General features: G+C 69.8%; 6 protein-coding genes. All 6 read left to right on the forward strand.

Annotated elements, in window-relative coordinates:
* Positions 1 to 70: 70 nt before the first annotated feature.
* Positions 71 to 1,654, forward strand: coding sequence for a chromosomal replication initiator protein DnaA (gene dnaA / locus FRANEAN1_RS00005; protein WP_012157447.1), 1,584 nt, complete (start codon positions 71 to 73; stop codon positions 1,652 to 1,654).
* Positions 1,655 to 3,955: 2,301 nt separating this feature from the next.
* Positions 3,956 to 5,116: a DNA polymerase III subunit beta gene (dnaN, locus tag FRANEAN1_RS00010; protein WP_012157449.1), complete on the forward strand. Its 1,161-nt coding sequence runs from the start codon at positions 3,956 to 3,958 to the stop codon at positions 5,114 to 5,116.
* A 1-nt stretch (position 5,117) separates the two neighbouring features.
* Entirely contained in the window at positions 5,118 to 6,491 is a 1,374-nt protein-coding gene (gene recF, locus FRANEAN1_RS00015) for a DNA replication/repair protein RecF (protein WP_012157450.1), read from the forward strand.
* Complete coding sequence (locus FRANEAN1_RS00020) at positions 6,481 to 7,245, forward strand: DciA family protein (protein ID WP_347176919.1); 765 nt, start codon at positions 6,481 to 6,483, stop codon at positions 7,243 to 7,245. Before recF ends, FRANEAN1_RS00020 begins: the two co-directional genes overlap by 11 nt.
* Positions 7,246 to 7,554: 309 nt before the next feature.
* Positions 7,555 to 9,513 (forward strand): DNA topoisomerase (ATP-hydrolyzing) subunit B, encoded by a 1,959-nt coding sequence (gyrB, locus tag FRANEAN1_RS00025; RefSeq protein ID WP_012157452.1) that lies wholly within the window; start codon positions 7,555 to 7,557, stop codon positions 9,511 to 9,513.
* Between the two features lie 197 nt (positions 9,514 to 9,710).
* Positions 9,711 to 12,224 (forward strand): DNA gyrase subunit A, encoded by a 2,514-nt coding sequence (gene gyrA, locus FRANEAN1_RS00030; protein ID WP_012157453.1) that lies wholly within the window; start codon positions 9,711 to 9,713, stop codon positions 12,222 to 12,224.
* The last annotated feature ends 135 nt before the right edge of the window (positions 12,225 to 12,359 follow it).

Below are 12,359 nucleotides of genomic sequence, written 5' to 3' on the forward strand. Positions count from 1 at the left end.
CAGCGACTCCGGCTCCCGGCGGTCGTGTGGTCCCGCCCGAGAGCCACGAAGAGCCACAAGGAGCCCCCCTGTGACCGACCTCAGCGCCGACTCCGTCGCCGGTCAGCCGTCCCGGGGAGCCGCGCCCACCTCGGAGCCGGACCTGTCGGCGGTGTGGGAGCAGGCAGTGGCGGGCGTCGCGGACGGGACGCTCTCCGGCCAGCAGCGCGCGTGGCTGAGGCTGACCCGTCCACTCGGCCTCGTCCAGGACACCGCGCTGCTCGCCGCGCCGAACGAGTTCACGAAGGACCTGCTCGACTCCCGGCTTCGACCGTTCCTCTCCACCGCGCTGTCCACGGCCTACGGCCGGGAGATCCGGGTCGCGGTCACCGTCGAGCACACGCCGGACCCGGAACCGATGACCGGTCCCCTCACTCTCCCGGGCACCGACCCCGGCGGCGGCCCCCGCTCGCTACTCGGAACCGGCCACGAGCCCCGGCCGGGGGAGGAGCACCGAGGCGAGGACCGCCGGAACGAAGATCGTCTCGACGGACGTCTCGAGGGTCGGGTCGACGGGGCGCCCCCCGGGCGGATGGCCCCGGGCCTGGGCCGCGACCCGTCGCCTCGCCCGTCCGAACCAGCCCGGCTCAACCCCCGCTACCTGTTCGAGACCTTCGTCATCGGTGACAGCAACCGCTTCCCACACGCCGCCGCCGTGGCGGTCGCGGAGGCCCCGGCAAAGGCCTACAACCCGCTGTTCATCTACGGTGACTCCGGGCTGGGCAAGACTCACCTGCTGCACGCGATCGGCCACTACACGGTCAAGCTCTACCCCGAGAGCAAGATCAAGTATGTGAGCATGGAGGAGTTCACCAACGACTTCATCGCCTCGATCCGCGACGACCGTCAGCTCGCGTTCCAGCGCCGCTACCGGGACATCGACGTCCTGTTGGTGGACGACATCCAGTTCCTCGAGAACAAGGAGCGGACGCAGGAGGAGTTCTTCCACACCTTCAACGTCCTGCACGACACCGAGAAGCAGATCGTCATCAGCTCGGACCGCTCGCCCAAGCAGCTCTCGGCCCTCGAGGACCGCCTGCGCAGCCGATTCGAGTGGGGGCTGATCACCGACGTCACGCCGCCTGACCTCGAGACGCGGATCGCCATCCTCTCGAAGAAGGCCGCCACCGAGCGGCTGCCGGTCCCCCCGGACGTCCTCGAGTACATCGCCACGCACATCGAGCGCAACATCCGCGAGCTCGAAGGGGCGCTCATCCGGGTCGCGGCCTTCGCCAGCCTGAACAAGTCCCACGTCGACCGCACACTCGCCGAGATCGTGCTGCGCGACCTCATCCCCGACGCGGCCAACCCGGAGATCACCGCCGCGGCCATCATGAACGCCACCGCGGCGTACTTCGGTGTCTCCATGGAGGACCTGTGCGGGACGTCGCGCAGCCGGGTCCTGGTGACAGCCCGTCAGATCGCGATGTACCTCTGCCGTGAGCTCACCGACCTGTCCCTCCCGAAGATCGGCCAGCACTTCGGCGGACGGGACCACACCACCGTGATGCACGCCGACCGGAAGATCCGCGGCCTGATGGCCGAACGCCGAGCGATCTACAACCAGGTAACCGAACTGACCAACCGCATCCGCGCCCAAGCCCGACACGCCTGACTCTCGATCACTCTCCGCACTCTTCGGTGTGCACACTCTGCATCGACTTAGCCGCTTGGCGTAGCGCCCGGGGGTGGCGACGCGTCCGGGGTCGGCTTCACCTCCGATCCCGCTCCAGGGCCGGAATCACGTCCGGGGCGGATTCGTCTCGAGGCCCTGGCTCTGGCCGTGGCACCATCCCGGCACGACAGAAACCAGAGCGACCACTTTGTCCGGGTTAAGGTGCTTGTGCTACCGGGCAGGGGAGGCCGCGTGGGGGCTTTGACACTTTTGCCAGACTTCTGATTCCGGATTTTTCTCGAAACTCCTGGCTCGAACGGCTCCGCGCGCAATGCACAGCGCCGGCTGCCCGAATCCTCGCGCGACGTGAGCGACCGGCGCATCGCGCCGGGTCCCAATCCGGTGTTCACCTGAGATCCGGTATTAGCCCGGGATTCCGACGCGAATGTGTCAGCCAGGCCCGGCCCGCCGCGACGCCTTGCAGCGTCCGACCGTTCCGCTGCGACCACCGAGTCCGGCGGAAACTCCCGCAAGATGACATGCGAACCACAACCCACACCGCACGGACCCCGAGCCGCGTCGTGCAGGCCTCGAGCGGCCGGGGAGTCGGGAGTCGCGGGGACACGGGGACACGGGGCGGAGCGGACACCGGGCCGCCGGACACGGGCCGACCGGACACCCGGACACGGCGACACAGGGCCGACCGGACACGGGAGCCGAACCGACACGAACATTCGACGCGCGTTAGGGCTGGGCGGAGGAAATCCCACAGTCCGGGCCGGCCAGTGCACTGGTGTCCACGCGCGTCCAGGCCCGGGCGCGACTCCGAGTGCACATCGGCGTTCGGGTCCGGTGCTCGTCCAGTACGCATCCGGCTCCGCGTCCGGGGTTAAGCCTGCGTTCAGGTTCGAGCTCGAGTCCGGTCCGGGCCTGGTCCGAACAGACGTCTGGTCGGAGTCCGAGTCCTGTCCGAGCGGGGGTGCCGATCCGAGTCCGCATCCGAGCGGGGGTTCGCATCCGAGCGGGGCGTTCTCGGTCGGCGCTGCGAGCGGAGGGCTGAGTCGGCGGAGAACGGGTGGGGTGACCGAAACGGTTGAGAGCCCACTGCGTGGCATTCACCCACAGCTTGTGGAAAAGGCTGTGGATAACAGGTGATTCCCGACCTGCGAAGAACCGGAGTCGACCGCTCGAGCGCGGCGGGCCGATCGTCGAGCGGGTTCCAGGCGGACTCCAAGTGGCCTTCGAAGCTGGGGACAGTGGCCTCGTAGCCTGTGGGTAGCCAGTGGATGAACGTGTGTACAGCCTGTGTGCATCTGAGGGTCACCTGTGGAATCGATCAAGCCCTGGGGATAAACCCCTTGATCATCCACATCGGCACCCCCAGGATGCGCACAGGGCCTCAGTGGGTCTGACCTGGGAAAACGGCCGTTTTCCACAGTTTCCACAGCCCCTACTACTACTACGAACTAGATCTTCTTCAGAGAGATCAAAACCTCGAAGCAGTAGGAGCTGGGGACAACCTCGAATTTCGATCATGGTGTGGCCTGGCTGCCCGAAGCGAGCGCACGGAGCGATGCGGTCGCTGCCCTCGGTCAGCCGCCTCCCCGTCGGGGCATCCCGCGAAACCTCGACCGCCGTCCGGGAGTCGTCCCTCCGCTGCGCGGCACGTGGACGGATCACCGACGCGGGTCCGCACGACCAGCGCCACCGATGCGACCGGTGGCATCAGCGCGACCGGTGTGGCCCCTGGCTCCGTCGGTGCGACCGGCGCACGCCAGATCCCCCGCGCGGCTGGCGCTCGTCTAGTCACCGATGCGGCAGGCGCCTCCAACGCGGCACGCGCCAGCCGGTGATCAGGCGAGGACGGCGATCACGACGCATGCGAAGCGAAGTCCTCATGCGGTCCTGCGGCACGGTGGTTTCGGGCTCCTGCGGCGGCGCGGTGGTCCCTGGCGAGATGCGGAAGATCACCCCGGACACCCCGGACGCGGGTGACCTTCAGGCGCCACCGCGACAGTCAGCCGTCCGGTCTGCTCGCCACGGATCTTCGATCGGCCGGTGCAGGGGGTGTGCCCGGTCGTCGAGCCCGGTGTGCCACCCTCGGAACACAGACCACCCGCCGCCCGCTCGTGGCGCTCTGGGATGCTGGATCGGGTCAGGCTGGTGCTCGACTGCCCGCTCCCTGCCGACGAGGCGGGTGGCGCGCGTCAGGTGTTCGGCTCGGCGTAGCTATGCCGGTGATGTCAAGTTCCGCGAGCGGCCGTGGGAACGGCCACCGCGGGACGACGGGAGGACATGTCCATGAGGTTCCGCGTGGAACGGGACGAATTCACCGACGCGGTGGCCTGGACGGCCCGCACCCTGCCGAGCCGGGCGACCACGCAGTTGCAGGTCCTGGCCGGCCTGCTGCTCGACGCCACCGGTCCGGCGCTCAAGGTCGCCGCGTTCGACTACGAGGTCGCCGCGCAGGGTGAGCTGGACGCCACCGTCACCGAAGAGGGCCGGGGCCTGGTCAACGGCAAGATGCTCGCGGACATCACCCGCTCCCTGCCCGCGGCGCCGGTCGACGTCCACGTTGACGGCACCCGCCTCGTCGTCGCCTGCGGCAACGCCCGGTTCGCACTACCGATGCTGCCCGTCGACGACTACCCGACCCTGCCGCCGATGCCGGAGATCACCGGGCACATCGAGGGCGCCGCGTTCGGCAGTGCCGTCGCGCAGGTCGCCGTAGCCGCGGGCCGTGACGACACCCTGCCGGTCCTCACCGGCGTGCGTCTCGAGATCGACGGCGACACGCTCACCCTCGCCGCTACCGACCGTTACCGCCTCGCCGTGCGCACGCTCAAGTGGCGCCCTGCGACCCCCGATGCGTCCGGCGTCGCGCTCGTCCCGGCCCGCACCCTGCTCGACACGGCGAAGAGCCTGTCCGGCTCGGGCGTCGAGGTCGCCGTCGCGCTCGGCACCGGTCCCTCCGGGGAGACGCTCGCCGGTTTCGCCGGCAACACCCGCCAGACCACCACGCGTCTGCTCGAGGGCACCTTCCCGCCCTACCGCAAGTTGCTGCCCGACAGCTCACCGCTGATCGCCCAGCTCGAGATAGCTCCCCTCACCGAGGCGGTCAAGCGCGTCGCGCTCGTCGCGGCCCGCACCGCCCCGGTGCAGCTGACGTTCACCCCCGACCACCTCGTCCTCGAGGCAGGTACCGGCGGCGAGGCCCAGGCGTCCGAGACTCTGCCCGTCACCTATGACGGGCCTGAGCTCACGGTCGCCTTCAACCCCGCCTACCTGCTCGACGCCCTCGGCGCGCTCGAGTCCGACATCGTCCGGATCGGGTTCGCCAGCGCCGAGGACGCCGCGCTTGCCGCGAGCAAGCCCGCGATCCTCACCGGCAAGGGCGGCGACGACCAGACCGAGATCCCCGACTACCGCTACCTGCTGATGCCGATCCGACTCAACGGGTGACGTGCATCTCACCCACCTGTCCCTGACCGACTTCCGCTCGTACGCCCGGCTGGACCTCGTCCTCGAGCCAGGTGTCACGACGTTCGTGGGTTCGAACGGTCAGGGCAAGACGAACCTGATCGAAGCGATCGGATTCGTCGCCACGTTGGGTAGCCATCGTGTCGCGAACGATGCTCCGCTCGTCCGCGAGGGGTGCGGGCAGGCTGTTGTTCGGGCCCGGATCGTGCGCGGTGACCGGGCCGCGCTGGTCGAGATGCAGATCGTGCCCGGGAAGGCGAACAGGGTCCGCCTGAACCGTGCCCCAGTGGCCCGGGCCCGCGACGTGGCGGGACTGCTCGCCACGGTCCTCTTCGCCCCGGAGGACCTCGCGCTGGTGAAGGGCGACCCGGCCGAGCGGCGGCGGTTCCTCGACGACCTGCTGGTCGCGCGGGCGCCGCGGATGGCGGCGGTGCAGTCCGACTACGACCGGGTGCTCAAGCAGCGCTCGGCGCTCCTGCGGTCGGCGGGAGCCGCCCGCCGTGCCGGTGGCCGGGGCGACCTGCGCACGCTCGACGTCTGGGACAGGCATCTCGCCGACCACGGCGCGGAGCTGCTCGCGGCCCGCCTGGCGCTGGTCGAGGAGTTGCGGCCGCGGGTCGAGAGCGCCTACGCCGCGGTCGCGGGCCAGGACGCGCCCACCGGCATCGAGTACCGCTCGACCGTGACGCTCGATTCGTCACCCGATCGGGCCTTGTCGCCAGGCCGGGCTGGCCTGGGCGAGCCGGACGGGGACGCCGGCCGGAACGGAAACGGCGCCAGCCCGAATCACCCGAGTGGCTCGGGTGACCCCGCGAGCGGGAACGGCGGTTCGGGCGACACCGAGGTTGGCGACACCGAGGCTGGCCGCACGGGTGATGGCGCGGGTGACGGTCGCACGGAAGCCGACCGCACAGAGGTTGGCCATGTGGGAGGTGCCGTCGGCGGCACGGCGACTCGGGCGGCGCTCGAAGAGGCGATCCTCGCCGGTCTCGCGGCGGTGCGCACCCAGGAGATCGAGCGCGGTGTGACGCTGGTCGGTCCACATCGTGACGATCTGCTGTTGTCAGTGAACGGGCGGCCGGCGCGTGGCTATGCCAGCCACGGCGAGTCCTGGTCGCTGGCGCTCGCGCTGCGGCTGGCCTCGTTCGAACTGCTCCGCGCGGACGACCGGGAACCGGTGCTGCTGCTCGACGACGTGTTCGCGGAGCTGGACACCCGCCGGCGCGCGCGGCTCGCCGCCCTGGTCGCTGACGCCGAGCAGGTACTCGTGACCGCGGCGGTCGACGCGGATGTGCCGGCGGAGCTTGCCGGTGTGCGCTTCGAGGTGGTCTCCGGGGAGGTGTGCCGTGCCGGCTGACGGACTGGCCGACGGACCAGCCGACCGCGCGGGAATGCTCCCGCCGACCGCGCGGCCTCCGGCGTCCGGGCCGGCGGGGCGCGATTCGTCGGTGCCCTCGGGGGCGAAGCCGTCCGCGGCGTCCGCGGTGTCCGCGTCGGGAAAGCCGCGAGCGCAGGCATCGCAGGCCGTTCCTGACGCAGGCTCGCCCGCGGTGCGCGGGGCCGATCTCGCCCGGCAGATGCTCGCGCGGGCGAAGCAGGACGCGCGAGCACGGGGGACGACCCGCCCAGGTGGCGGGGCGGGTGACGGCAGCGGCGGCCGTGGCGGTGCGGCTGGGCGTCGTGGGCGGGATGACTCCGGCGATCCGCCCGCGCGCCAACGGCTGCCGGGCATCGCCGCGCCGGGCCGGGAGTGGCGAACGCCGATGAACTTCGGTTCGGCCGTCGCGCGCCTCGTCGCCGAGCGCGGCTGGCAGACGCGGGCGACCGACGCGTCGGTGCTGGCGCGGTGGGATGTCCTGGTGGGGCCGAACATCGCGGCGCACTGTTCCCCGGTCTCGCTGCGGGACGGGGAACTGGAGCTGGTCGCCGAGTCGACGGCCTGGGCGACGCAGCTACGCATGCTCTCCCGGCAGATTCTCGGCATTCTCCGCAAGGAACTCGGGCCGCACGTCGTCCGGCGCATCACGGTGCGGGGCCCGGCCGCACCGTCATGGAACCACGGCGGCATGTACGCGCCGGGCGGCCGTGGCCCGCGGGACACATACGGATGACGGACCAGCTCCCGGCGCATCCCGGAGATCACGCGGCGCATCCCAGAGATCACGCCAAGGGCCACCCGGCCAAGTCGGAGGGGTGCTGGCGGGCCCGGAAACGGGTCCGCGGGTCCGCTGGGACGCGGCTTCAGTCGCCCACCGGTCGCAGAGGCGCGCAAGACTGCGGGCGGCGCGGAGCCGGTAGGGGAGGTCACCGGGTCGAAGTTCGGGGCCCTGCGCACGGCTGAGACGGCACCTTGCGTCCGTTACGGCGGGTTGCCAGGTAGACTGAGTGGTACTTCCGTCCAGAACGAGGGGACCTGCCGCGTGGCCTACGACGCTAGTTCGATCAAGGTTCTCGAGGGTCTCGAAGCGGTACGCAAGCGCCCCGGCATGTACATCGGCTCCACCGGGGAGCGGGGCCTGCACCACCTGGTCTACGAGGTCGTGGACAACGCGGTGGACGAGGCGCTCGCGGGCTACTGCGACACGATCAGCGTGACCCTGCTGGCCGACGGCGGCGTACGCGTCACGGACAACGGCCGCGGGATCCCGGTCGGCGAACACCCCGTCAAGAAGATCCCGACCGTCGAGCTGGTGCTCACCACGCTGCACGCCGGCGGCAAGTTCGACGGCGAGTCGTACGCGGTCTCCGGTGGTCTGCACGGCGTCGGCGTGAGCGTCGTGAACGCGCTGTCGACCCGACTCGACGTCGAGATCCAGACCGACGGGCACAGCTGGTTCCAGCCCTACGAGAACTCCCGTCCGGCGCGGCCGCTGGCGCAGACCGGCACGTCGAAGAAGACCGGTACGACCATCACGTTCTGGGCCGACCCCACGATTTTCGAGACCACCACGTACAAGTACGAGACGCTCTTCCGTCGCCTCCAGGAGATGGCGTTCCTGAACAAGGGCCTGTCGATCACCCTGCGGGACGAGCGCGGCAAGGCCACGGAGACGGAGGAGGCGGCCGAGCCGACCGAGGTCACGTTCAAGTACGACAACGGCCTGGTCGACTTCGTCGGTCACCTCAACGCGACCAAGGACGCCGTCCACCGCAGCGTCATCTCGCTGGAGTCCAAGGGCACCGGCATCGAGGCCGAGCTCGCGATGCAGTGGAACTCCGGCTACAACGAGTCGGTCTACACCTTCGCGAACACGATTAACACGCACGAGGGCGGAACCCACGAAGAGGGCTTCCGGGCCGCCCTCACCAGCGCGGTCAACGCCTACGCGAAGGACCAGAACCTCCTCAAGCCGGTCAAGGCCGGCTCGAAGAACTCCGACGAGCGGCTCTCCGGCGACGACATCCGGGAGGGCCTCACCGCGATCATCTCGGTGAAGCTCGCGCAGCCGCAGTTCGAGGGCCAGACCAAGACGAAGCTCGGCAACACCGAGGCCAAGAAGTTCGTCCAGGAGATGTGCTACTCGGCGCTCAAGGACTGGTTCGAGGTCAACCGCACCGAGGCCCGCTCGATCGTCAGCAAGGCGCTCGACGCGCAGCGCGCCCGCATCGCCGCCCGCCAGGCCCGTGACCTCACCCGGCGCAAGGGCCTGCTCGGCGGGACGGGCCTGCCCGGCAAGCTCGCCGACTGCCAGTTCACCGACCCCGAGCGGTGCGAGCTGTACATCGTCGAGGGTGACTCGGCCGGCGGCTCGGCCAAGGGCGGTCGTGACTCGAAGTTCCAGGCGATCCTGCCGCTACGCGGGAAGATCCTGAACGTGGAGAAGGCCCGCATCGACCGGGTCCTGAAGAACACCGAGGTCCAGGCGCTCATCCAGGCGTTGGGCTGCGGTATCCACGACGACTTCGACATCGCCAAGCTGCGCTATCACAAGATCGTGCTGATGGCGGACGCCGACGTCGACGGCCAGCACATCCGCACCCTGCTGCTCACCCTGCTGTTCCGGTTCATGCGCCCGCTCGTCGAGGCCGGGCACGTCTTCCTCGCGCAGCCCCCGCTCTACAAGATCAAGTGGGGTCGTGAGGACTGGGAGTACGCCTACTCCGACCGGGAGCGCGACGGCCTGCTCGAACAGGGCGTCGAGGCCGGCCGCAAACTGCCCAAGGACGCGATCCAGCGATTCAAGGGTCTCGGCGAGATGAACGCCACCGAGCTCTGGGACACCACCATGGACCCGGACAAGCGGATCCTGCTCCAGGTGACGCTCGACGACGCCGCCGTCGCCGACGAACTGTTCTCGGTCCTGATGGGCGAGGACGTCGACGCGCGGCGCAGCTTCATCCAGCGCAACGCGAAGGATGTGCGTTTCCTGGACATCTGAGCCAGCCTCCGCTGGGGCGGGTCCGGGCTGACCGGGCCGATCGACCCGTCCCGGCAGCCTGGCACCTTCGACTCCGATCCCGGCGGACCTGCGAGTGAGCGGCCCGCGGAAGGCGTGGCCCGGACCGGGCCATCCCCGCGACCCGGCGCCCGGCCCGCCCCAGCCGACTCATCGCCCCCACTGCCTGGAAGGACCCCGTGGTCGACGTCCTACCCCCGCCCCCCGGCGACCGCATCGAACCCATCGGCATCGAAGTCGAGATGCAGCGGTCGTACCTCGACTACGCCATGTCCGTCATCGTCGGCCGTGCCCTGCCGGAGGTGCGTGACGGGTTGAAGCCCGTCCACCGCAGGGTCCTGTACGCGATGTACGACGGCGGTTACCGGCCGGACCGGGGGTACTTCAAGTGCTCCCGCGTCGTCGGTGACGTTATGGGTAACTACCACCCGCACGGCGACTCGGCGATCTACGACACGCTCGTCCGGCTCGCCCAGCCGTGGTCGCTGCGTTACCCACTGGTCGACGGTAACGGCAACTTCGGCTCACCGGGCAACGACCCGCCCGCCGCCATGCGGTACACCGAGGCCCGGATGGCGCCGCTGGCCATGGAGATGCTGCGCGACATCGACCAGGAGACGGTCGACTTCGCGCCGAACTACGACGGCCGCTCGCAGGAGCCGCTCGTCCTGCCCAGCCGCTTCCCCAACCTGCTGGTGAACGGCGCGGGCGGCATCGCCGTCGGCATGGCGACCAACATCCCGCCGCACAACCTGGTCGAGGTCGCCAAGGGCGTGCAGTGGTCCCTGGACCACCCCGAGGCGACCGCCGAGGAGCTCCTCGAGGCGCTCCTGGGCATCATCAAGGGCCCGGACTTCCCGACCCACGGCCTGATCGTCGGGCGCAACGGCATCGAGGACGCCTACCGCACCGGTCGCGGCAGCATCCGGATGCGCGCCGTGGTCAACGTCGAGGAGAACAAGGGCCGCACCCAGCTCGTCGTCACCGAGCTGCCGTACCAGGTCAACCCGGACAACCTCGCCGAGAAGATCGCCGAGCTCGTCCGTGACAACAAGGTCACCGGCATCTCGGACGTCCGCGACGAGACGTCCGCGCGTATCGGGCAGCGGCTCGTGATCGACCTCAAGCGTGACGCCGTCGCGAAGGTCGTGCTGAACAACCTGTACAAGCACACCCAGCTGCAGGACACCTTCGGCGTCAACATGCTGGCGATCGTCGACGGCGTGCCGCGCACCCTGCGGCTCGACCAGATGATCTCCTACTACGTCGAGCACCAGGTCGACGTGATCGTCCGGCGGACCCGCTACCAGCTGCGCAAGGCGCGCGAGCGGCTGCACGTCCTCGACGGTCTGCTGATCGCGCTCGACCACCTGGACGAGGTCATCGCCCTCATCCGCAACGCGGAGTCGGCGGAGGTCGCCCGCGGTCAGCTCATGGCGCGCTTCTCGCTCTCCGAGATCCAGGCCACCGCGATCCTCGACATGCAGCTGCGCCGCCTGGCGTTCCTCGAGCGCCAGCGCATCATCGACGAGGCCGCCGAGCTGCGCGCCAAGATCGATGAGCTGGAGGCGATCCTCGCCTCGCCGGTGCGGCAGCGCGAGATCATCGGCCAGGAGCTGGCCGAGGTGGTCGAGAAGTTCGGCGACGAGCGGCGGACGCGGCTCGTCCCGTTCGAGGGCGACATGTCCGTCGAGGACCTCATCGCCCGCGAGGACGTCGTCGTCACGGTGACCCGCGGCGGTTACGCCAAGCGGACCAAGACCGACCTCTACCGCTCGCAGAAGCGCGGCGGCAAGGGCGTGCAGGGCGCGGCGCTGCGCGAGGACGACATCGTCGAGCACTTCTTCGTCACGACGACGCACCACTGGCTGCTGTTCTTCACCAACAAGGGCCGGGTCTACCGGGCGAAGGCGCACGAGCTGCCCGAGCAGGCACGCAGCGCCAAGGGGCAGCACGTCGCGAACATCCTCGCCTTCAGCCAGGACGAGCGGATCGCCGAGGTGATGGCGATCCAGGACTACCAGGCCGCCCCCTACCTGGTGCTCGCCACCAAGCGCGGCCTGTGCAAGAAGACGGCGCTGACCGACTTCGACTCCAACCGCGCCGGCGGCCTGGTCGCCATCAACCTGCGTGACGACGACGAGCTGATCTCCGCCCGTCTCGTCGCTCCCGGTGACGACCTGCTGCTGGTCAGCCGCAACGCCCAGTCCATCCGATTCCACGCCGACGACGAGCAGCTGCGGCCGATGGGACGGGCGACGTCCGGCGTGATCGGCATGCGGTTCGACGAGGCCGACGAACTGCTCTCGATGGACGTCGTCGTGCCGGAGAGCCCCGCGGATCTGCTGGTCGCGACCAGTGGCGGCTACGCGAAGCGGACGCCGCTCGCCGAGTACCCCATCCAGGGCCGAGGCGGCAAGGGGGTCCTCACGGCGAAGATCGTGTCGACCCGGGGCGGTCTGGTCGGGGCGCTCGTCGTGGAGCCGAACGACCAGCTCTACGCCATCACATCCAATGGCGGTGTGTTGCGTACCGTAGCGAAGGATGTTCGCCGGGCACAACGGCAGACGATGGGCGTACGGCTCATCGACCTGGAGGCCGGTGTGCAGGTGGTCGGTGTGGCGCGCAATGCTGATGCCAACGACAGTGACGGCGACGGCGAGACCGCCGGGTCGGACGGCACGGCGGGCTGAAGCCGGTGACGTGACCGTCCCGGGCGGCCACGTCGCGCGTCGTCGGTGGCACGCCAGGACCACGGGCGTGAAGCCACACGTGCGACCAGGAGTGGACGGGGAGAATCCGTGAGCGACAGTCAGAATGACCGGCCC

This window comes from Parafrankia sp. EAN1pec (assembly GCF_000018005.1).
Lineage (GTDB): Bacteria > Actinomycetota > Actinomycetes > Frankiales > Frankiaceae > Parafrankia > Parafrankia soli.